Source organism: Aminomonas paucivorans DSM 12260, assembly GCF_000165795.1.
Taxonomy (GTDB): Bacteria; Synergistota; Synergistia; order Synergistales; family Synergistaceae; genus Aminomonas; species Aminomonas paucivorans.
Genome location: NZ_CM001022.1, coordinates 1655813 through 1678025 on the forward strand (window position 1 = coordinate 1655813; position 22213 = coordinate 1678025).

The 22213-nt window shown below is 61.4% G+C and carries 18 protein-coding genes, 1 tRNA gene and 1 other RNA gene; 11 read left to right on the top strand and 9 right to left on the bottom strand.

Translation table 11 applies throughout. From position 1 onward, the window contains the following. The first annotated feature begins 70 nt into the window (after positions 1-70). From APAU_RS12610 to APAU_RS07825, 3 genes are all read left to right on the top strand, one after another. On the top strand, positions 71-2440 hold the full coding sequence (locus tag APAU_RS12610; protein ID WP_006301174.1) for an HD domain-containing phosphohydrolase: 2370 nt from the start codon (positions 71-73) through the stop codon (positions 2438-2440). Positions 2441-2561: 121 nt separating this feature from the next. Then, positions 2562-3167 (top strand): hypothetical protein, encoded by a 606-nt coding sequence (locus APAU_RS07820; protein ID WP_006301175.1) that lies wholly within the window; start codon positions 2562-2564, stop codon positions 3165-3167. Between the two features lie 62 nt (positions 3168-3229). Next, the gene (locus APAU_RS07825; RefSeq protein ID WP_040344993.1) at positions 3230-4285 is read left to right on the top strand and encodes a lysylphosphatidylglycerol synthase transmembrane domain-containing protein; all 1056 of its coding nucleotides are present in this window, start codon (positions 3230-3232) and stop codon (positions 4283-4285) included. Positions 4286-4355: 70 nt separating this feature from the next. On the opposite strand, the gene APAU_RS07830 is transcribed toward APAU_RS07825, so the two are convergent. Then, positions 4356-5600, bottom strand: coding sequence for an NAD(P)-dependent malic enzyme (locus APAU_RS07830; RefSeq protein WP_006301177.1), 1245 nt, complete (start codon positions 5598-5600; stop codon positions 4356-4358). After that, positions 5597-6439, bottom strand: a complete 843-nt coding sequence (locus APAU_RS07835) for an MBL fold metallo-hydrolase (protein WP_083806788.1) — start codon at positions 6437-6439, stop codon at positions 5597-5599. The genes APAU_RS07830 and APAU_RS07835 overlap by 4 nt, the downstream gene beginning before the upstream one ends. A gap of 42 nt (positions 6440-6481) precedes the next feature. Between APAU_RS07835 and APAU_RS07840 the strand changes: the two genes are divergently transcribed. Next, complete coding sequence (locus tag APAU_RS07840; RefSeq protein WP_232207716.1) at positions 6482-7219, top strand: hypothetical protein; 738 nt, start codon at positions 6482-6484, stop codon at positions 7217-7219. Positions 7220-7333: 114 nt separating this feature from the next. On the opposite strand, the gene thiS is transcribed toward APAU_RS07840, so the two are convergent. Genes thiS through APAU_RS07855 form a run of 3 tightly spaced genes read right to left on the bottom strand, consistent with a single transcriptional unit; the run spans position 7334 to position 10167 of the window. Further along, complete coding sequence (gene thiS, locus APAU_RS07845; protein WP_006301180.1) at positions 7334-7546, bottom strand: sulfur carrier protein ThiS; 213 nt, start codon at positions 7544-7546, stop codon at positions 7334-7336. Positions 7547-7552: 6 nt separating this feature from the next. Beyond that, positions 7553-9748 (bottom strand): aldehyde ferredoxin oxidoreductase family protein, encoded by a 2196-nt coding sequence (locus tag APAU_RS07850; RefSeq protein ID WP_006301181.1) that lies wholly within the window; start codon positions 9746-9748, stop codon positions 7553-7555. 32 nt (positions 9749-9780) lie between these two features. Beyond that, positions 9781-10167: a 4Fe-4S binding protein gene (locus tag APAU_RS07855; protein ID WP_006301182.1), complete on the bottom strand. Its 387-nt coding sequence runs from the start codon at positions 10165-10167 to the stop codon at positions 9781-9783. A 313-nt stretch (positions 10168-10480) separates the two neighbouring features. Between APAU_RS07855 and APAU_RS07860 the strand changes: the two genes are divergently transcribed. The 5 genes from APAU_RS07860 (at position 10481) to fliD (ending at position 15803) form a co-directional block, all read left to right on the top strand. Next, positions 10481-11641, top strand: a complete 1161-nt coding sequence (locus APAU_RS07860) for an ABC transporter substrate-binding protein (protein WP_006301183.1) — start codon at positions 10481-10483, stop codon at positions 11639-11641. Positions 11642-11699: 58 nt separating this feature from the next. Next, positions 11700-11777: transfer RNA gene (locus APAU_RS07865), tRNA-Pro, on the top strand. A 102-nt stretch (positions 11778-11879) separates the two neighbouring features. Further along, positions 11880-12353: an SsrA-binding protein SmpB gene (smpB, locus tag APAU_RS07870; RefSeq protein WP_006301184.1), complete on the top strand. Its 474-nt coding sequence runs from the start codon at positions 11880-11882 to the stop codon at positions 12351-12353. 4 nt (positions 12354-12357) lie between these two features. After that, positions 12358-12708, top strand: a transfer-messenger RNA (tmRNA) gene (gene ssrA / locus APAU_RS13035). Positions 12709-13277: 569 nt separating this feature from the next. Next, positions 13278-15803, top strand: a complete 2526-nt coding sequence (fliD, locus tag APAU_RS07875) for a flagellar filament capping protein FliD (protein ID WP_006301185.1) — start codon at positions 13278-13280, stop codon at positions 15801-15803. A 129-nt stretch (positions 15804-15932) separates the two neighbouring features. Here fliD and APAU_RS07880 read toward each other — a convergent pair whose 3' ends face one another. Continuing rightward, positions 15933-16613, bottom strand: a complete 681-nt coding sequence (locus tag APAU_RS07880; protein ID WP_006301186.1) for a response regulator — start codon at positions 16611-16613, stop codon at positions 15933-15935. A 2-nt stretch (positions 16614-16615) separates the two neighbouring features. After that, complete coding sequence (locus tag APAU_RS07885) at positions 16616-17752, bottom strand: sensor histidine kinase (protein ID WP_006301187.1); 1137 nt, start codon at positions 17750-17752, stop codon at positions 16616-16618. Between the two features lie 111 nt (positions 17753-17863). Between APAU_RS07885 and APAU_RS07890 the strand changes: the two genes are divergently transcribed. After that, entirely contained in the window at positions 17864-18640 is a 777-nt protein-coding gene (locus APAU_RS07890) for a tRNA 2-thiocytidine(32) synthetase TtcA (protein WP_006301188.1), read from the top strand. A 16-nt stretch (positions 18641-18656) separates the two neighbouring features. Further along, positions 18657-20402 (top strand): PEP/pyruvate-binding domain-containing protein, encoded by a 1746-nt coding sequence (locus APAU_RS07895; RefSeq protein WP_006301189.1) that lies wholly within the window; start codon positions 18657-18659, stop codon positions 20400-20402. Between the two features lie 63 nt (positions 20403-20465). On the opposite strand, the gene APAU_RS07900 is transcribed toward APAU_RS07895, so the two are convergent. Both APAU_RS07900 and APAU_RS07905 read right to left on the bottom strand, forming a co-directional pair. Beyond that, positions 20466-21416: a SufB/SufD family protein gene (locus APAU_RS07900; protein ID WP_006301190.1), complete on the bottom strand. Its 951-nt coding sequence runs from the start codon at positions 21414-21416 to the stop codon at positions 20466-20468. Beyond that, positions 21409-22155: an ABC transporter ATP-binding protein gene (locus tag APAU_RS07905; RefSeq protein ID WP_006301191.1), complete on the bottom strand. Its 747-nt coding sequence runs from the start codon at positions 22153-22155 to the stop codon at positions 21409-21411. The genes APAU_RS07900 and APAU_RS07905 overlap by 8 nt, the downstream gene beginning before the upstream one ends. Between the last annotated feature and the right edge of the window lie 58 nt (positions 22156-22213).

Here is a 22213-nt window from a genome sequence, read left to right on the forward strand (position 1 = left end):
TCTTTCCCGGGTTCTCCTGAAAGCTGCTCACCACTATAATCAAAAGAACAAGGGGCAAGGAGGGGACTTCATGAGTTTAAGGAAGCGGCTGATCCTTCTGATTCTGGGAACCCTCGTCCTGACCCTGGGGCTCACCTGGTTCTCCTATGAAAGGAGCCACCGGGTCCTCCATTCCAACCTCAACCAGATGGGTAACCATACGGCCCTCCAGGTGGCCAAGGTGGTGGATGAATATGTGGATCGGCTCCAATCCACCGTCATCAACGTAAGCCAAATGGTTCGCCTTGCCCACGCACAAAACCCCAACGCCAAGGATGACGATTTGGCACCCCTTTTCCAGCAGGCTTTTTCCGTCAACAAGGGGAAGGGGATCGTGGATGTCTTCATGGGTCTGGAAAAGGACGGCAGTTTTGTGGACGGGACCGGATGGCGCGAACCGGAAGGCTACGACTGCAGGCGCCGTCCCTGGTACCGGGAAACGATCCGGGGAAGGGGACCGATCCTGACGACCCCCTATCTGGACATGATTACGGGACGGCCGGTTGTCAGCGTGACCCTGCCCCTCTACGAAGAAACGGGGACACTCCTTGGAGTCGTGGGGATCGATGTGGACCTCAAACCCCTGGGAGACATGGTGGCACGGCAACAGCTCCTAGGGGAAGGCTACGGCATCCTGACGGACGCATCGGGGTCCCTGTTGGCCTACCCCGATCCCAAGGCCCTTTTGGAGGAAAACATTTCAGCACCCTCCAGCAGGCTTTCCCCTTCTCTCACGGCCATCGGACGGAACATGGTGGCCCGAAAGACGGGATTTGGTGACTTTTTCGCCCCCGGCTCTCGGGATCCCATGCGCGCTTTCTATGCCCCCACACGAAGCGGCCTCCTCGTCGCCATCGTCTTCCCCCGCAAGGCGCTCGACACCTACCTCCGCTCCCTTGCCCTCGAAAGCGTCTGGGGGACCCTCGGGACCCTCGTCCTTGTTCTCGCCCTTCTGGTTCCGGTGGTTTGGGGCATCCGCAGGCCGCTGATCAGCCTCCTCCAGACTTCCGAGAGCATCCAGCATCAGCTCTCCCAGACCGCGACCTTCGAAGACGTGGCCTTCTCCCTCCAACGCCTCACCAAGGACATCCAGAACCAGACGGAAAAGGTCCGGGTTCCGGAAATCCAAAAGCTCCTTGGCAGCTTGGGGCAAACGCTGCAGGTCATCTCCCAGCAACAGGAGGAAATCACCGCCTACATCGAAGAAACCACCGCCATGAACAACACCCTTGAGGACATGAACTTTGCCCTCCAGCAGAGGGAACGGATCTGGTCCCGCACCCTCGACGTCTCCCGGGCGGTGACGGGGACCATGGATTTCTACAAGGAGCTGCGGCACATTGCCGACACGGTCCATCAGGTGGCGGAGGCCTTCGGCGTTTCCATTTGCACCCTCGAGGAGGAAAGGTTGGTTCCCCGGACCTTTGTGGGCTACGAAAACCGGACCTACCTCGGGACCATCCCGCTGCAAAACTCGGTGGCAGGAAGAGCCTTGGACCGGAAACAGCCCATTTGGGTCCCGCGGGTGGACCAGGAAACGGAATACGTGGAGTTCCACCCCAACGTCGTTTCGGAGGTGGAAATCCCGCTCCTCCATTACGGGGAAACCGTGGGGGTCCTGGATATCGGCTTCGATCAGGAAAGGCAACCCGACGCAAAACTCCTGGAGACCCTCATCCCCGTGGCCTCCGCTCTGGCAGGGTTTATCCACGCCTCCCGATCTCAGAAGGAGATCCGGAATTCCTACCGCTACCTGGCGGATAAGCTCCAGAACATCACCGGCATCTACCATGACGAAACGGCGGAGCACCTCGAGCGGGTGGGAGCCTACTGCCGCCTGATGGCCCAATGGCTCGGTCGCAGCCCCCAGGAACGAGAGGATATCGCCCTCTTCTCTCGCCTTCACGATATCGGGAAAATCCGTATCCCCCTTTCCATCCTGGCAAAGCCCTCCGCCTTGACTCCAGAGGAGATGGAGGTCATGAGACAGCACACCACCTGGGGGGCGGAGCTTTTGGGCGACGCCCGCTGGCTCCGCATGGCCCGCAACATCTGCCTTTGCCACCACGAAAAATGGGATGGATCCGGCTACCCTCGGGGGCTTCGAGGAGAGGAGATCCCCTGGGAAGGGCAGGTGGTGGCCCTCGCGGACATCTACGACGCCCTTCGCGCAAAGCGCGTCTACAAGGGGCCCATGCCTCATGCCGAAGTGGCCCGGGTCATCCTGGAAGGGGACGGCAGAACCATGCCCAACCACTTCAGCCCCACCATCCAAGCCTTCTTCGCGGACAACATCTACACATGGGCGCCATCTTCGACCAAGCTCTCCTGCTTGCCCCCTCACCCACAAAGCCCCCGGAATGATCAGCCCGGAAGCCATTCCCCGCTCAGCCCGGAATAGACCAGGGCTTCGGGGACAGTCCGGAGGGCTTGTGGTAGAGTGGACTCCGTTGGAGACGGGCGCTGTGGGCCTGTCTCGTGCGCTCTTGCCCCTAATGACACGAGACGAGAGGAGCGACCGGATGAGAATCCTGATGGACGGCGCGGAATGGAAACCCCGCGAGAGCTCGGTCCCCGTCGAACACGCGGCGCTGCTGGAAACCTTGAAGGTGGAGGCTCTTGCGCAAGGGCGCGTCCTGCTGCAGCTTTCCGTCGACGGCAGCGAAATCGACGAGGAAGGGTTTCGAACCCTGCAGGGAGGCCTGGAGCTGCGGTGCACCACGTGCCCGGTGCGGGACTTGGTGCGGGATTCCCTTCGCCAGGCACGAGACTTCTTCCCTGCCCTGCTTCGTGGAGTGGAAGGCATCGCGGACCGGTTGGAACAGGGAAAAACCCAAGAAGCCCTCCAGCTTCTCCAACAAGCAACGGAAGGCATCGGGTGGATTCTCCACGTCCTTCAGAACTGCCGTCTCCTCCTGGGCATGACTCAGGAAGACCAGGAATCGGGAACCATCCAGACGGACTGCATCCGTCTTCAGGGTTTGCTGGAGAACATTTCTGAATCCTTGGAACAGGAACGTTTCTTCGAGCTCGCCTTCCGCCTTCGGGAGGAACTTCTGCCCCTTCTCAGGAGGCTGGAGCGCTATGCAGAGCAATACCTGACCACTGCCGAAGAAGGGGTCCAATGACCTGCTGGCCCGGCACGACGCAGCCTTTTCCTCTGGCCATTTCGGATTCGTGGTAGCGGACCGTGACGGTACGAAAAGGATTCACTCTTTTTCTTGTTTTCGCGTTTACCATGAGCCTCCTGGTTTTGGGGTTCAGCATGGACAAGCAGACCTTCGCGCTTGTCCTGGAGGCCCATAGGGGAAAGCTCCTTTTCGCCTGCAGCCTGGTCCTTTTGATGTGGACACTGGATGCCTTCAAGTTCATCTTCCTTACAAAGGCGGCAGGAGAAAAGCTCTCTTTCCGCCTCTCGATGCTTTTGGTCTGGCTGAACTACTTCGGCTGCGCTATCACTCCCATGCAAAGCGGTGGAGGCCCTTTCCAGATCTACCTCCTTTACAAGAACGGCATCTCCGTAGGCAAGGGTTTTGCCATCACCTTGGTACGAACGCTCCTCACCCTCTTCGTCCTGGGCCTCGCCTTCCCCGTTGCGCTGCTTCTCCAGCCAGACCTGCTTCAGGGACACCATTATCTCAAGGGATTCATCACCTATGTTCTGGTCCTCCTCATGGCAATCTGGGGCTTGGTCACGCTGAGCCTCGTTCGTCCAGACTGGATCAAACGCTGGGCCCGCGTCGGGACCCTTTGGCTGAAGCGATTGGGTGTGGTCAAGCCGGGAAAGGTCCTGCGCATCGTCCGGCACATCGGCCGAGAGATCGACGTCTACAACGACAACATCCGGCTGTTCTGCACCTCCGGACGCAAAGATCTCTTCTACGCCACCCTTCTGGCGATCCTTCAGGTGGTGGCGCAGCTGTCGGTGCTCCCCTGCCTCATTTGGGCCATGGGGCTTCCCGTGGAGTACCTCAAAGCGTTGCTCCTCCAGGCGCTGTTTCTCTTCCTGCTCTACTTTGTCCCCACCCCCGGAGGGAGCGGCGCGGCAGAAGGTGGGGCCGCCGCGGTCTTTCGACTCCTGGTTCCCTGGAATATGGCGGGCCTGATGGCCATTTCCTGGAGGTTCCTCACGGAGTACACGGGCATCCTCCTGGGGACCTGGGTCGCCCTGCGCTACCTGGGGTGGAATCTGGCGGAGCAGCTGATGCAGGAAAAGGGACAGGAAGACACCGTGGAAGGGGAATAAGCGGCCTTTTGCGTCGGGGGGAAGGGGATCTTTCGCATCCCCTTCCCCCCGACGTTTTTTTGGGGGCGGATCAGATACGAGCCATGTTGCTGCCGTACAGTCTCTGCCACGTATCGTTGTACACCTGTCCCACCGGTAAGGGCTGAGCCGCCAACCCCTCTTCGATGGCTTTTTGCGCCACCGCCTCCGCCACGCGAGGGGCGACTTCGTCGCAAAACGGATCGGGGATGATATGCATGGGAGAGAGCTGTCGCTTATCCACCACCCCGGCGAGGGCGTAGGCCGCAGCCAGGAGCATGGAATCCGTCAAAGCCCGAGCCCGGACGTCCAAGGCCCCTCTCATGATGCCGGGGAAGGCGTGGAGGTTCGGCATGGAATTATGGCTCTCTCCCGCCCCGGTAGCCACAACTTCGGCCCCCGCAGCCACCGCCGCTTCGTAGGAGATCTCCGGCTCCGGAAGGGCAAGGGAGAAGACCACGCTTCGCGGAGCCATCCGTCGAACCTGCTCCGCTTCCAAAGCACGGCTCCGAGAAAGCCCGATGAAGACATCCGCCCCTTCCAGAGCCTCCGCCGCACCTCCCTTAAGACCCTCCGGATTGGTCCTCAGGGCGAGCTCCGTCTGGATGTGGTCCATCCTGGGGTTGGCCTCGTTGAGGATACCCGAGCTGTTGAGGCAGATGAGATTTCTGGCCCCCGCCTTCAGGAGCAAATCCGCCGTCGCTACCCCTGCAGCCCCAGCCCCCATCACCACGATGCGGGTTGTTTCGAGCTTTTTCTCCACCAATCCCAGGGCATTGACGAGAGCTGCCAGGACCAGCACCGCCGTTCCCTGCTGGTCGTCGCAGAGAACCGGGATGTCCAGCGAATCGCGAAGCGCCCGGACCACGGTGAAGGTGTTGGGGCTTGCGATGTCCTCGATGTTGATGCCTCCCACCGTCGGGGCAAGAAGGCGGACGCAATGGACCACATCTTGAGGATCCCGGGTGTCCAGACAAATGGGGAAAGCGTTGATGTCCCCGAAGAGCTTGAAGAGCAGACACTTTCCTTCCATCACCGGCAAAGCCGCATGAGGGCCCACGTCCCCCAGACCCAGGACCGCGCTCCCATCCGTGACCACGGCAATCCGGTTGCCCCTTCCCGTGTAGTCGTAGCTGAGAAGGGGATCCTCCGCGATGGACAGTGCGGCAGGGACGCTTCCGGGAACATAGGCCATGGCCAGGTCGTCTTCGTTCTGCACGTTCATACTGGGGTAGATCTTGATCTTCCCGCGCGCTTTCCGATGCAGTTCCAACGCTCGAATGCGGTCAATCGTCATGATGGCAGGACCTCCTTGGATGAGGGCTCTGGTGATATCGATACGGTGGTTTCTTTCAAAAACCTCTCGGTGTGGCTTCCCCAGGCCGGGGCGAAACTACCCCCCGGGTGAAGGGTTCCAGCCTGGAGATCCACCACCAGTCCGTCCCTGGCGGCCACCACATCCGTCCTCCCGGACCCCAGCGAGGATGCGAGAGTCTCGGGATCTCTGCTAAGGATGCCACGACCAAGGTGGGTGAGCAACAAAACCCGCGGGGCCATTTCCTGAAGCAGGCGCTCCACGTCGGGAATGGCGAAATGGTCCAATCCAGGCAGCTCTCTCTGCAACGTCACGTTCAAAACCAGGATGTCGCAGCAGGAAAATCGTTCCGCCAGGGCGGCAAAGGGGCGCGTATCGCTGATGATTCCCCAGGGGGGCAGCCCCTCCCCTCGGAACACCATGCCATAACACTGGACTCCGTGATGGAGAAGCCCCACCGCCTCCACTTCCGCCCGGTCCCCCAAGGACAGCCTCGTACCGTCCCGCCACGTATGCAGGTTCTCTACCTTGCGGGCCAGGTACTGCAGGAGAACCGGTTCCTCTCCCCGAAGAGCATCCTCCGGGAGCGCCACCGTGCCTCGCTGAACGAATCCTCCCTCCATCATGGCCTCCACGAGGACGTTCATGTCCGTGCAGTGGTCGATGTGGCGATGGCTCAGAAGGACGCCATCCAAAGCCGTAGGGTTCAGCTCCGGGACAGCGCTACAGAGGTGCACCAGACATCCCGGGCCAGGATCCACCACCCCCCGGAACCCCCCGTAGGAAAACCAGAGCCCCCCAGAGGCACGCATCTGGTGCATCGTGGCGAATCGTGCACCTGCAGTGCCCAGAAATCGGAGGGAATGCGCAGGATAACAGGCAAGTGCGTTCACGACCAAGACCCCCTTCGCCTTGCCCCAAGCAGGACAGGTTTCAGCAAAAATTATAAGTTTTCCTGGAGGAGCTGTGCTATGCTCTCAAGGATCAAAAAACAGGGGTGGGAGGTGACCGACGTGAACGAACAGCGCCCGGAGGAGCACGAGGATCAGCAACTGACCATTCGCGACGTCCTGGAGGCCATGAGAGGGCCCCATTATCCCGGCTATCTGGAGAAGCTTCTCCAACAGGTGCAACAGTGGCTCACCGCGGCGGTCTCCGGAGAGTATCCTCCCGAAGCGGAGGATACCTTTTGGGGCAACGGCGATCGGATGCATTTCTCCGAAAGCGATGCCCTCCTTCCTCAGCTGGCGTGGGCTCAAGCCTATGCGGATATCCTTCCGACCCTGGGGGATCTGTCCGGCCGAGAGGAAGCAGTCGTCCTCGGGGTCGGGCCCATCCTCTTCGACGAGGGGCTGAGGATGGCCCTGGATCAGGGTTCCCTGTTCGGCAGAGGACGATGTCAGCGGGTGTGGCTCGTCACGGACAGCTGGCAGATGGTGGATGTGGCTGCCTACATGGGCCACCTCAAGGCATTGGAAGATCAGGGCATTGAGCTGCGGTTTCTTTTCGTCACCCCTTGGGGTTGGACGGAGGTTCCCTGGGGAACCCAGCCAGGCTGCCCCGGTAGGATGATCTGGAAAAATGGCCGGGAAAAACCCTAGAACCCTTTAGGGACGAGACCGAAACAGTATCAACGACAAAGGAAGGGAGGCGGGGATTGGCCCGCCTCCCTTTTTTCCGTGGTCTGTTTCGCCTCTTCTGATTCCTGGGGGACCCTAACCCCCGCTGATCATGTGGAGCACCTGCACCTTGGCCCCCTCGGCGACCTGGGCGGCGTCAAAACGATCCCGCTCCACCGGTCGGTCGTCGACCCACACCGCCAACATCCGGAAGGTGTAGTTCTTCGCTTTCAGCACGTCCCGGATCGTCATGCCCTCCCTCCAGGGAAGAGGATCCCCGTTGACGGTGATGGTGGGCTCCCCACTCATGGGACCCTAGTCCTTCCAGTCGTCCTCGGGCTTCAGGTGCTTCTTGAGAAGCTCCACCACCTCGGGGGTGTCGATACCCAGCCGTTTGACCGTTTCCAGGGTGGGGATGCCGTTGCGGTTCCACCCCCGACGTTTGTACACCGCGTCCACCAGAACTTCCCACTGCCCTCGACGGTACTCCTGGAGCTTCTCCACCTTCTGCTCCACCGTGAGCCCTTCGGGAGCGATTCCCGCCTCCCGGAGCTTCCCGTCGAAGTAGTCCGGCCGGGCTTCGTACTCGTCCGCGAACACGGGGCCCAGCCCCCGCGCGGGGATGTTGTGCCAGGCCCGGGTCCCCTTGCCCATGCGGAGGTTGAAGATCCGCTCGAAGTTGTAGACCTTCTCGGACTGGGTGATGATGTCTTCCTTGGAGATGTTCTTGCCCGTCACGGCGTTGAAGATGTCCACGTAGTTCTGTACGTGTTCCGGCACCTTCGCTGCTTCGATCCCCCTGTACTTCACGTGGTTGTCCGCGGGCTCGATGTCGTTCCAGGGCAGCTTGCAGAGACCCACCAGGGAGAACCAAAGACGGAAATTGGGGAAGTAGTAGAGAGCTTCCGCCTTATCCTCAAAGGTGGGCAGCTGCTTGTTCACCATATCCATGAAGATGAGCCACGCCTCGTCGTGCTGCGGTCCCTTTAGGGTAAGGAAATACCCGCCCCACTGGGCAATGGACTCCTGGCAGCGGTACTGGGAAGTCTCCAGTCCCTGTCCCTCCATACCGATGTTCTCCATGGTCTTGGGATCCGCGCCGTAGCGCTCCGCGAAGATCTCCTTCATCTTGCGGATGCCCAGTCCCACCGCCACGGCGAAGTCGTCCTTCCCCTCCGCCATGCGATGGATCAGGGTCATCAGCTCGTCCTTCTTGCCGAAGGAGAGATCCAGCCCCCCGGTGTGCTCCTTGGTGATCAGACCCAGCTCGTAGCACTCGCACACAAAGGCCAGGGCGGTGCCAATGGAGATGGTGTCGAAGCCGTAGTGGTCCGCGTAGAAGTTCCCCTCAATGGTCCACTTGGCGTCGAAGACCCCGATGCAGGATCCCATGGAGCCCGCCGTCTCGTACTCCGGCCCGTCCACGGTGACCTTCCGGCCCTTCCAGGGGCCGGTCTGCAGCTCAAAGTTGTCCGCCGCCTTGGCGCAGGCCAAGGAGCACCCGTACCAGCACCCATCGGGAAGTCCCTGGGTGAACAGGCTGGTATAGACGTCCGAATGGATGTTGGCGATATCCTTGTGGTGACCGAACTTGTAGTTGTTCACCGGCAACAGCTCGTAATCGTTCATGATCTCGTTGAGATGCGCGGTGCCTACCTTGCGCATCTTGCACTGCACGTCGTCGTAGTCGTGGATTTCCTTGTGCAGCTTGGCCCCCACCTTTTGGAGAGTAGCCAGGTCCGCCGGATCGTTCTCCAATCCCGTGACCTTGCGCCTTTTTACCACGATGGCGTGGACTCCCTTGTTGCGCAGCACCGTCCCGCCGCCGCCGCGCCCTGCCTGCTTCAGGCGGGCCACCTTGCGGCGGAGATCATAGAAACTCATGTTCATGCCGCAGATGAAGCTGTGTTTCGCTGCCTGTCCCGTGGAGACCACGGAGATCGCCCGTTTGCCCTGCTCCCGATCCGGATCGCCTTCGGAGAAGTAGTCGTGCAGCTCCTCGGTAATGGTATAGGAATTGGCATCCTCGTCGAAGGGGGACTCGAATACCTGGAGCTTTCCCTCGTCCCCATCCACATAGATCACCACGCTGCGGTCCGCGATGCCTCGCAGCTCGAAGGAATCAAAACCGGAGAACTTGATGAGGGGACCAAAGTAACCACCCGCATTGCTGCTGTAGGTCTGCTCCGTGGCGGGAGAGAGGAACACGGAGTAGCACTTGCCTGCCCCGGGGTACTGAGTCACGCCGCAGAGAGGCCCTCCGGAGATGACCACCTCGTTCTCCGGGTCATTCCATTTCGTGTGTTCGTTCACCGAATCCCAGAGCAACCCCAGGCCAAACCCACGCCCACCGGTAAACCGATCCACAAACTCATCGGAAAGGCTCTTCGGGGTGAACTGGTACTTGCCATCCCGGTTGCCCAGGTCCACGACGCAGACTTCCTTGGTATAGCCCCGGGTGATGGGCTTCGGGACATAGGACCACTCGGCGAGAAGCTTCATTTTTTGCATATCCGTTCGGGCTCCTTTCAAAAAAGGTCAGGCTACTGTCCCAGAATCTCCAGGGCACCCACCGGACACGTCTTCGCGCAAATGCCGCAGGCGATGCACTTGAAGGGCTGAGACTGCTTATCCGCATTGAAAAACATGCTGGCAGTGGGGCAGTACCCGACGCACATCATGCAGGAGGTGCACTTCTCCTTGCGGAGCTGTACAACCCCGTTCTTGTCCCTCTCCAGGGCCTGGGTGGGGCAGACTTCGATGCAGGCGCCACACTGGTTGCATACGTTCATCTGCGCCATGCTACCCACATCGCCGATCCGAATGCGAGACAACTCCGGTTCATCTTCTTTGAAGTACGCCTTCGAGCATGCGGTCATACAAGCCCCGCAGCGCACACACCTATCCGCATAGGTCTTCAGGAGCTTCACGCGTATCCCTCCTCGAAATGTGGATCAAACACTCTTCGGCCCTAGAGCCGCCCCCATGAGTGCTTTCGTGCATGATACCACAGCCCCATCAAAAATTCGGCCTTGCTCGACAATGACCCCCATGCCAAACTCCTTCTCCGTTCTCACCTTCGAAACAAAGGGGCTGCACGGCAAATTACTCTTTGTGTAACGATGGCGATCAATTCTTGAATCCTCGCCTATTTGCCCTCCCCCGGAGAAGCAGGGCGGAATCCCAATCCCTTTGTGCTAAAATTCGGTCAGAGTTTCATTCATTTTTATCCGGGAGGTGTGTGTGTTGAGGAAAGGGTTGTTGCTCGTTGCGGTGCTGGCCTTGGGGCTTCTCTTTGCGGGAAGTGCCTTTGCGGCCGGGGAGATCAAGGTGGGTTACCTGACTGCCTTGACGGGGGACTACGCAGGCTACGGTCAGACGGAATTGAAGTCGGCGCAGCTTGCGGTTGAGGAAATCAATAAGAAGGGCGGCGTTCTGGGCAAGAAAATCGTCCTGGTTCCCTACGACTGGCGGACCCGGGCGGAGGACGCGGTGAACGCGGTCCGCCGCATGATCGCCCAGGACAAAGTGGTGGCCATCATCGGGGCCAACGCATCCGGAGCCAACATCGCCACCGCTCCCATCGTCAACAAGGCCGGGGTGCCTCAGATCGGCACCGTTTCCACCAACCCTCTGGTGACGGTGGATGAAAAGGGCAAGGTGCGCCCCTTCTCCTTCCGCATCTGCTTCACCGATCCCTACCAGGGCAAGCTTCTCGCCAACCTGGCCGTCAAGAAGCTGAACAAGAAGAAGGGCGCCATGCTCTACGACGTGGCTTCCGACTATTCCCAGGGACTCCGGCAGTTCTGCATGGAGGACTTCGCGAAGCTCGGCGGCAAGATGGTGGCCGACGAAGCCTACAAGGGCGGCCAGGACAGCGACTTTAGGGCACAACTCACCAACATCCGGAACTCCGGAGCCGACGTCCTCTTCCTGCCCGGCATGGGCAAGGAGATGGCCCTCATCATCAAGCAGGCACGTGAACTGGGCATGAAGGACCTGGTGATCATGGGTGGCGACGGCTACGCCGACTTCATGTACGAGATCGCTGGCCCCGCCCTCGTGGGGACCTACTGGGTCAACCACACCTCCCTGGAGGACCCGGGGATGCAGCCCTTCTTCAAGGCCTACAAGACAAAGTACAAGGACGAGTGCAAGGAGTTCGTGAACGGCGTTTTGGCCTATGACTCCGTCTATTGGCTGGTGGACGCCATCAAGCGGGCCGGGAAAGCCGACAGTGCCGCCATCGCCAAGGCTCTTGAGAGCACCAAGGAAGTGAAACTCCACCACGCCATGCTGTCCGTGGACCCCAAGGACCACAATCCCATGAACAAGACCGGCGTCGTCCTGGTCATCAAGGATGACGGAAAGGCCCACTTCTTCACCCGGATCCAGCCGAAATAGGCGGATCGCCCGGCTTGTTTGACGCCCCCTCCTAGGGGGTGTTACAATCCTCGCCGTTCGGGGCGTAGCGCAGTCTGGTTAGCGCGCTTGGTTCGGGACCAAGAGGTCGGAAGTTCGAATCTTCTCGCCCCGACCAATGAAAGCCGCGGGACCCCCTTGCCGGGGGTCCCGTTTCTTTGTCCAGTCATCCTTGACCAATGGTGACAATTGAGCTATCCTCGCACAGGGGAGGATTCCCATGAGCGAAAACGGCGACCGCACGGTGGCACAAAACAAGAAGGCCCGTTTCGACTACTTCATCCTTGAATCCATGGAGGTAGGAGTGGTCCTTACCGGAACAGAGATCAAATCGGTCCGCGCGGGACAGGTGAACCTGAAGGAGGGGTACAGCGCCGTCAAGGACGGGGAGCTTTGGCTTTTCGGAGTCCACATCGCCCCCTACGAAAAGGGCAGCTACTACAACCCCGACCCGGTTCGTCCGCGCAAGCTTCTGGCGACCAAAGGACAGATCCTCCGGTTGTCCCAGAAGGTCAAGGAAAAGGGATTGACGCTGGTTCCCCTGAAAATGTACTTGAAAGAGAACCGATGGGCCAAGGTGGAACTGGGCTTGGCCAAGGGCAAGCAGGCCCACGACAAGCGGGATTCCGTGGCGGAACGGGACGCGGAACGGGAAATTTCCCGGGCGTTGCGACGTCGCCAGGAAGACGACTGACTAGGGGGGCGAACGGTTTCGACGGCAGGACGGAGGGCACAGAAGCGCGGGTCGAGGCTGGGGCATCCTCGCTAATCAGGCTCCACAAGCAAAACGCCAACGATAACTACGCTCTGGCTGCTTAAGTAGCAGTCACGTTCCTCGGAGCTTCGCCACCGGGCTCCGAAGGGGCGACACGAAGGTGGCTGGGTTGTCGCAGCTTGTTTCCCGAGCGACGCCGAGACTCTAGGGGAACTGGAACGGAGGGATCCCGTCCGTGGGAGCCCCGAGTTTGAGACCAAATCGCGGACTACACCCGTAGGGCTTCTGGGCTGGCCCCTGTCGGACGGGGGTTCGATTCCCCCCGCCTCCACCATAATCAGCGTGACCCATTGCGGCCACGATATCGAGGACCGGGTAATCTTGAGATTTCTCTCGTCAAGTTGCTTCGACTTGAAGAGGGTGTGCTCGGGGTTTATAACGGTCCTCCTTCCTTTTCCCACGCTGTCCTCCACACCCGATGGTCCTGTCAAGACGAGACACCATCCTCCCTTGGCGGTATAATCTCGTGCGGGGGCGGGAAGGTTTTCACAAAAATGGGCTACCCACCCAAGCATGAGAAGACTTACCGCCAGCCGTCCGTTTGGCGGCAGTCCCCTAGGGACGCTAGCAGTACACCAAGGCTCCCACTCCTTGGTGAGGCTAGAAGCAGTGCGTGCACCAAGCACCCGCCCCCATCTTCCTTCGTGGCAAAGGCGCTCCGGGCGGAGCCTCTTTTGTGCGTATCAATCCATTGGTCCCCTCCTTGTACAAGAACGATTTGCTTGCCCTTCCCTCTTTTCCCGTCTTCCCCTACAGAAAAGGTCCGGTGAAGCCGAATACAAAGGAAGAATCCTGCCCTCTCCGGGAGGTCTTGGAGAGGTAGAGTCCAAGGAGGGACCGGACATGTCGGATCCTATGTTTCAGTTCACCGGTGTGGCCTCTCAGATCGATTGGGGCACCATGCTCGACAAGATCATGGCCAAGGCTCGCAAGCCCGAGGAACTCTGGAAGTCCGAGAAGGACACCCTGGAACTCAAGAAAGGGCTTTACGAGGAGTTTTCCGGAGGCCTTAAGCAGTTCCGGACCACCCTTGCCTCCCTGAAGCTCCCTTCCACCTACCAGCAGAAGGCGGCGGAATTCGCCACCCTGGAGCCCAGCGGAAAGGACTCCAAATCCATCGTCACCGCCACGGTGGACACCAGCGCTGCCATCAACCAGTGGAAGATCAAGGTCAACCAGACGGCCTTGAACGAGCGACGGGTTTCCGACCGCACGGACAGCGTCAGCGAGGCGCTGAACCTCGCCGGGACCTTCCGGGTCTACGTAGGCCAGCAGTGGGCGGACATCGAGGTCAAGTCCTCCGACAGCCTTCGAGACATCAATCTGAATCTGCAGAAGGCTCTGGACAGCAGCAGCAAACCCCTGGCCATCACCGCGAAGATCGTGGACAACCGGCTGGTTCTGGAAAGCTCCCAGTCCGGCCTGGGCTCCACGGGCCTGAGGAGCAGCGAGACCTTCACCATGGGCTCCTCCGACGCCGTCTACCTCACCCGCGAGGCCAGCGGCCTCTACCCAGACAGCGTGACCATCAAATCCGGCACCAAGACCTACACCGCAGGGACGGACTTCACCTACGACGCGGCCCAAGGGCTCATCACCTGGACCGGGGCCACCAAACCCGCCGCCGGAACCACCTTCGAGGTTACCTACACCCAGGAATCCGTGACCCGAGGTTCGGGAGCGGACCTGGAAGATTCTCTGGGCACCCCGGCACCGCATCCGGCGGGCATCACCATCAAGTCCGGTTCCACGTCCTACACCCTGGGGAAGGACTTCACCTACGACCAATCCGCAGGGACCATCACCTGGCTGGCCACGGGAAGCCGCCCCGCCGACGGGGCAACCTACACGGTCACCCACCAGCACAGCTTCGACAACAACGTCTTCACCCTCCAGGACATCACGGGGACCCTGGTCTCCGGCACCCTGGCCTCGGGCACCGGGCTGGGGTTGGGGCAGGCGGCGAACCACACCGCCGCCCAGGACGCCCTGCTGGAAATCGACGGGCTCGCCGTGACCCGCTCCTCCAACGAGATCAACGACCTCATCGCCGGGGTGAAACTGAAGCTCGTGGGAACGGGGACGGTGAACCTCGACGTGACCCTGGATGCCGAGGCGGCGGTCAAGGGGATCCAGTCCTTTGTGTCCGCCTACAACGACGTGATGGACTGGATCAACATCCGCCTCTCCGAAGAGAGCAAGGTGGACAAGAGCACCACCAGCGACGCCACGAAGAACGACGATTTCTACAAGAAGTTCGGCCTTCTCCATGGGGATTCCATGCTCTGGCAGATCAAGGACCAGATGCGCCTGTTCTTCGCCACCCCCGTCACGGGGCTTCCCAACGCCCAGACGACGAAGTCCTTTTCCTCCTCCACCAACTCCCTGGGCCTGTCGGGGACCTTCACGGTGGACGTGGCGGGCAAACGCGGCAAGATCGAAGTGACCCCTTCGGATTCTCTGGAGAGCCTCCGAGCAAAGCTCACGGGAATCAAGGACATCACCGAGGGAAGCGCCGGTACCGCCTTGGGAGGGGAGCTGCCCCTCACGGTGAGCATCCAGAACGGGCGGCTGGTGATCCAGACCACCTCCAGCGGCACGCCGGGCACCACCACCCGCAGGGAATCGATCATGCACAACAACGGTACCAACGAGGACGTCCTTCCCTTCACTCCCAACGCCAATCCCCCCATCTCCGGCCGCTTCAGCATCAGCCAGGGGAGCACCGTCTTCCAGGAGGGGGTGGACTACCGCATCGAAACCCGATCCGACGTGGAGCACGGCACGGTGGAGAACCGGGTGGTGTGGCTTTCCGGCAAATCCCCTTCGGCTTCCGCAGCCTACACGGTGAACTACACCTACGACCCCAACATGACCGTGGTCACCACCGACGGGACGGGACTGGACTCCCTGGACTTCCACCAGGACAACAGCAAAACGTCCCTTGCCTACGCGGGACTCGCCACGGAAAAGGCCAACTACGGGAAAAGCGGCAAGCTGGAGTTCGACACCAAGACCTTCATGAGCCGCATGACCACGGACAACGACGCCATCGCCAACCTCATGTCCACCGCCATGGGCAAGTTGGACACGTACCTGGGCAACCTGGTGGACTCCAGCCAGACCACCGTGGGCGACACCACCGCGGTGAAGGGACGGGTGGCCAGCCAGATCAAGTCCATTGAGAACCAGATGAAGGCCATCGACAAGCGCATCACCGACTTCGAGGTGCGCATGACCCTGATGCAGCAGAGCTACTACTCCCAGTTCGTCGCCATGGAAAAAAACATGTCCAAACTGAACCAGCAGCTCTCCTGGATGACCAGCATGACCGCCAAACTGAACGGGACCGCCTCCGCCTCCAGCTGATCAGAGCGGGGACACCCTCCGGAACAGTTTACGTGGAGACGAGCGAAGGTGGGGCGGCCTAAGCCGCCCCACCTTCGCTCGTCTCCTATAGCAAACCCCAAGAGGTCGGTGCTCTCCCTCTCGACCCCGTCAGGGGGCGACGTCCCCTCCGCAGATGGAATCCGCGGAGCGCTGGGCAAGCCCCATCTTCCAGGCCAGCACCGCCGCCTGGGTCCGGTCGTTGAGTTCCAGCTTCCGCAGCACGTGGCTCACGTGGTTCTTCACGGTCTTCTCGGAAAGGACCATCTTGAGGGCAATCTCCGCGTTGCTGAAGCCCTGGGAGAGCCAGTAGAGGACCTCCCGTTCCCGAGGGGTCAGGTCCACCAGCAGGTCCCGTTCCTCTCTCCGGCGATGGAAGGAGGTGAGCAGCTTTCCCGCCACCTTGGGGTCCACGTAGTTCTCCCCCCGGGTGACGGAGCGCACCGCAGAAAGCAGCTCCACGAGCCCCGAAGCCTTGAGGACGTACCCGTCGATGCCTACGGAGGAGAGGGCCGCCAGATGGTCCTCGTCGTCAAAGGCGGTGATGGCGACGTACTTGATGTTCCGGCAGGTTTCGTGCAGTTCTTTGACCACCTGGACGCCATCCATGCGCGGCATGTTCACGTCGAAGAGGAGGACATGCGGCTGCAGCTGCTTCACCACCGCCACCGCCTCGTAGCCGTCCTTGGCCTCTCCCACCACCTCGATGTCCGCTTCCATCTCCAAAAGCCGCTTGAGTCCGTCCCGAAACAACCGGTGATCGTCCGCCAGCACCACGCGAATCGTGTTCATCCTTAGACCTCCCCGACGGGAACCGAGAGTGAAACGATGGTACCCCTTCCTGGAGCACTCTCAATTCTAAAGGATCCTCCCGCAAATCGGGCCCTCTCTTCCATGTTTGTCAGCCCGTAGGATCCCCGCTCCTGCGCCTTGACGTGTTCCGCGTGGACGTCGAACCCGATGCCGTCATCCACGACCTTGAGGGAAACGGTCTCCGCTCCGAAGCTGCCCAGGATCTGTACCTTCCGCGCTCGGCCATGGCGGATGGCGTTCATGGTGGCCTCCTGAACGATCCGATAGAGATTCACCCGAAGCATGGAGGGAAGCGAATCCGGTCGCCCCTGCAAGGTGACGGCGATCTCCACCCCGTACCGTTCCTTGAGCGTTTCTGCAAGACGGGAAAGGCCCTTCTCCAAACTCAGATCCAACCCCACAGGCTTCAGCCGCAGCAGGAAGGTCCGGAACTCCCCCAGGGCGTCCTTCAGCTGTTCGCGAAGCCGATCTGCCTCCTGAAAGGCCTGTTCCCCACGGCCAAGCTGGAGGTTTTTCTGCATGTGATCCAGCAGGAGGATTGCCCCGGAACACTGCTGAGCTGGCCCGTCATGGATGTCCCGAGCCAGGCGAAGGTTCTCCTGTTCCGCGAATCGAAGCGCCAGGGCCACCATCTTGTAGTCCCTTTCCGTCCCCAGCTGGTTCATATCCTCCAGACGGTTCTTCAGGATCTCCATGGCCAACCGGAGCTTGCTCATGGTCTCCTCGCTGCGGGTGAGGATCCGCTCCAGACGGACCCTCTCCCGCTCCACTTCGTCCCTTCGTCGGCGCAGGTTCCGCTCCCGCTCCTCAAAGCTCCCTTTGAGCTTCATGTAGTGTTCCGCTTCTTCGTAGGCCTTGGCTTGGGCGGCGTTGTCCTGGCGTTCCGCAGCCTGGGCCAGGTTCACCCGAGCCTTGCGGTAGGCGATCCCCACGGAGTCGTTGGCTTCGATGACCTCGACGACCTCCAGCTTCAGGGTCTCAAGCTCCTTTTCCAGATCCTCCACCCCACGGCGAACCTCCGCACGAATCTCCACCACATGGTCTATGCTATAGTTCAGCGATACGCTCGCTTTATCGAGAACATCCTGCAACTCCGAGTTCCATACGTCCTGTGGCATCCTGGAGACCAACCTCCTCTTGCCGGGAACGTCCTATTCCTGGCTTCGTGTCCCTCATAGAGGATCGGCAGAAGCGGTCCGGGAGTTGAACCGCAAGGAGGGTTCCCGACGTTGTCCAAACCCGGCCAGGAAAGACCGCCTCTGGCTCGAAGCATTCGACGAGCCATCGGGCAAGCGGTGGAGTCCTTTTCCCTGATCCTCCCCCATGACCGCATCCTCCTGGGCCTCTCCGGGGGCAAGGACAGCATTCTCCTGGCTTTGGGGCTTCGGGAGCTTCAACGCAGGAGCCCCGTCCCCTTCCACCTTCAGGCCTGTTTCGTCGATTCCCATGGAGAGGACTCCGTCCCCCCCTCCCTGCAGGATTTCGCCGCATCCCTAGGCATCCCCTTGGTCACCCGATCCTACCCCATCTTCCCCATCTTGAAGGAGCGGGAGGAAGCCCATCCGTGCAGCCTTTGCGCCCACCTGCGCCGCGGCATTCTGGCCTCCTGCGCCCAGGAAACGGGCAACAACGTCCTGGCTTTGGGGCACCATCTGGACGACGCCCTGGAGACGACGTTACTGAACCTGTGCCATGCGGGAAGGTTCCGGTGTTTTTCGCCCCACATGACCATGAGCCGATCGGGCATTCGGGTCATCCGTCCCCTCGTCTTTCTGGAGGAGTCGGCAGTGGCCGCAGAAGTCGCGCGACTGGGATACATCCCCTCTGCCCCTCCCTGCCCCTTTGGCATGGAAGGACGGCGAGGGGCAATGAAACACCTCCTGAAAGAGCTGGAGACTTCCATCCCCGAAATCAAGGGAAACCTGCTGCACGCTCTCCAAACCCACCCCCTGCCCGACGGCTGGGGAACTCCTTCCGGCGCTTCGCGCCGACGAAGCGCCCCCTGAAGGGAGATCGATGGCCATGCAGGACCAGGAAACGCTGAACCGCTACTTTGCGTGGGACCCCCGGGAGGATCCGGAATTTTCCCCTTGGCTGGTGGGAGAAGGCCCCATCGGGGGCAAGGGACGCTCCCTCCTGTTCGCCATCCGCAAACTCCGGGCCAGCGGAGACGAGAACCTGGCCTCCGTGCGCATCGCCCCTTCCCGCTTTCTGGGGGTGGGGGTTTTTCGGGAGGTGGCAGCCCAGATCCCGAACCTCGCGGAGCTTCGCCGAAAGGAAGACCCGGAGGCACTGGAATCCGCCTTCCTCCAGACGGTCCTACCGGGGTACGTCCGGGAAGCTCTTCGGGAATACCTGGAAGGGATGACCGACCCCGTGGTGGTCCGCAGCAGCAGCATCCTGGAGGACTCCATCAAGCACTCCTTCGCGGGAAAGTACCTCTCCACCTTCCTGCTCAACCAGGGCACGCTGGAGGAGCGGCTCCAGGCGGTATGCGAACAGATCCAGCGCATCTACTCCCGGATCTACTTTCCCACGGCCCTGAGCTACCGGGCCAAGCACGGACTCGGGGAAGACGAAATGGGGATCATCGTGATGCGCATGGCGGGGCGGTGGCGGGGACGCACCTACTACCCCACCACGGGAGGGGTGGGATACTCCCGCAACATGCGCCGATGGACCACCCGGGTGCGCATGGAGGACGGCATCCTGCGCTTCGTCTTCGGTCTGGGGACCATGAGCACCAAGCGGGGCTACGCCCGGAATTTCTCCCTCACCAACCCCATGCTGCGCCCCGAGGGGCCCAACCCCTACAAGGTGATGAAGCATGCCCAGGAACGCTACCAGGTCATCGACGGGCAGCGGGGGGAACTGGTCACCCTGGACGTGAAGCAGACGTGGCGGGATCTTCTGACCCAGCACCCCGATCTGGGAATCTACGCCCAGCTGTACCAAACCGACGGAGACGAGGGGTATTTCTCTTCCGTGGACTACTCCACGGTGCTTCCCGAACGATTCGCCAAGATCTGCTTCACCTTCGAGGATTTCCCCCGACGATGCAAGCCCTTCTTCACCCGCATGAAGGCTCTGCTCCCTCTCCTGGAACAGAGCATGGGGGTCCCTGCGGACATCGAGTACGCCTACGAACCTCGAGAGGACGAACTGGAGCTGCTTCAGTGCCGCCCCCTCTGGATCGGGGGTTCCGCCGCCGGGGGAGCCCGCATCCCGGACCTGTCCGGGCGAAGGACCATCCTTCGGGCGGATCGGATGGTCACCGACGGGGTCCTGGAGAACGTCCCGGTTCTGGTCTACGTAGACCACCGGATCTACTCCGTGGAGCCGGATTTCCACGCCGTGGCCCGCGCCATCGGGCTGGTGAACCAGACCCTGGGGGATCAGCGCTACGTCCTCGTGGCCCCGGGGCGAGTGGGCTCCAGCAACCCGGAACTGGGAGTGCCGGTGCAGTACAACGAGCTGACCCAGTGCGCCTGCATCGTGGAACTGGGAATCCCCCGCTCCGGGCACATGCCCGAACTCTCTTACGGTACCCACTTCTTTGCGGACCTGGAGACGGACAACGTGCTCTACATGCCCGTCTACGAAGGGGAAAGGCACAATCTGTACGACGAGACCTGGTTCGACGAGGCCCCCTACGCCGAGGGTCCCCACCCGGCGGTGCGAATCTACAGGGGATCCTTCTCCGCCTACATGGACGGGGGGGAAAACACGGGGGTACTGGTGGCAGACCGGGTGGAAACGGGGTGCTAGACGCGCGAGGGGGCGGGCCGGTCACCGGCCCGCCCCCTCAGGGCTTTTTCCGCAAACCGCTTCCTACCGCAGCAGCCCCGCCACGATGGCGTCTACCGCCTGGTCCTCCGAAAGCCCCTTGGCCATGAGCCCGGCGATCTTATCGTCGGCGATGCGGCCGATGGCGGCCTCGTGGGTGATCTCCGCCTCGGAGTGAGACGCCCGCACCACCGGAGAGGCCTCCGCCACCGCCTCCCCCTGCACGATCTCCGTGCAGTCCACATGCCCCCGAGCTCCAGGAGCGGCGCCGTCGATGGTTCCCAGAAAGACCCCTCGAGCCTGGTCCTTCAGCACCACCCGAGCCTTGATGAGGGCAGTGCTCTCCGCCCCGGTGAGGCGCACCACGTCCTGGACCCGACACTGATCGTCGTACTTCCCGTAGACCTTGGAGGTGATCTCCACGCGGCTCTTGGAACCGGCAGCCTCCACGTCGATGTCGATGGAGAGGTCCCCCACCCGCCCCTCCACCAGGGTGAAATCTCCCAGATAGCTGGCGCCGTGGTCCAGGCGCACCCGCGTGGAAGGGCGAACGGTGATTTTCCCCTCCGGGCCGTGGACGTGGACCTCGTTATAGGTGAAGCAGGCTCCTTCCCCCAGCTCGATGTCCCCTTCCATGGCGTGGAGAAACTCCACGGCATTGGGAAAGACACAGTGGGCCTGGAAGACCGCTCTCGCCCGAGCCCCCAGGCGGATGTGGGTTTCGATGGTCTGACGACCTTCCGTCCCCAGGTGGCCGAAGCACAGGTGCACGGGCTTCTCCACCACCACCCCTTCGTCCAGGGTGATGACGGCCCGGATGCCGTCCTCCGTCTCCGTCGCCTCGATGCGCACGCCAGGCAGGGCGTGGGAACTCAGGATGCGGTTGCCATGCACCACCACGGACACCACGTCCTGGGCTCCGAAGGGGTGGGAGCCTCCGGCGCTGCGTTCCGCAATCTCCACCAGGGTTCGGTATTCCGCCGCCACGTCAAACACGCTTGGCCACCTCCCCGGACATCTCGGGGGCATTGTCCCCGCAGGGTTCGCATTGGGAGAGGAAGTACCGCTTCACCGCCTCGGCGCTGCCCTCCAGGATGATGTGCCCCCGGCACATGAGGTAGGAGCGATGGCACTGGGATGCCACGTCCTCTCTGTGGGTGATGATGAGCACGCCGCTGCCCTCCTGGGCCAGGCGACGGAAGAGACTCAGGATATCCCCCAGAGCCAGGAGGTCCACTCCCGAATCCGGTTCGTCCAGGATGGCCAGTTTGGGGTGCATCAGGTACACCGAGGCCAGCTCGATGCGCTTGCGTTCCCCCCCGGAAAGGGCCTTGTCCACCAGACGATCCAGATAGGATGGCGCCAGCTGGACCAGTTCCAGGGATTCGGTCAATTCCGCTTCCCCGGCCCCGGAGGCGGAGAGCTTCAGGTAGTCCCGAACGGTGATCCCTTCGTAGCGGGCCGGATGCTGCCACGCAAGGGTCAATCCTCCCTGAGCCCGTTCGGTGATGGACCAATCGGTGATGTCCTCCCCGGCGAAACGGATGCACCCTTTGGAAGGAGCGTAGGCGGGAAGGCCCATCAGCGCATAAGCCAAGGTGGACTTTCCTGCCCCATTCCGCCCCAGGACCCCGGTGATCTCCCCGGCCTGGGCCTGGAGGTTCACCCCCTGGAGGATGGGCACCCCCTCCCGGGAGACGTGGAGCTGTTCCACGCGAAGCAGCGGATCGTTCAACGAACAACCTCCTATCCCTGGATCATCACCGCACCCGAAGGGAAGGTGACATGGCAAA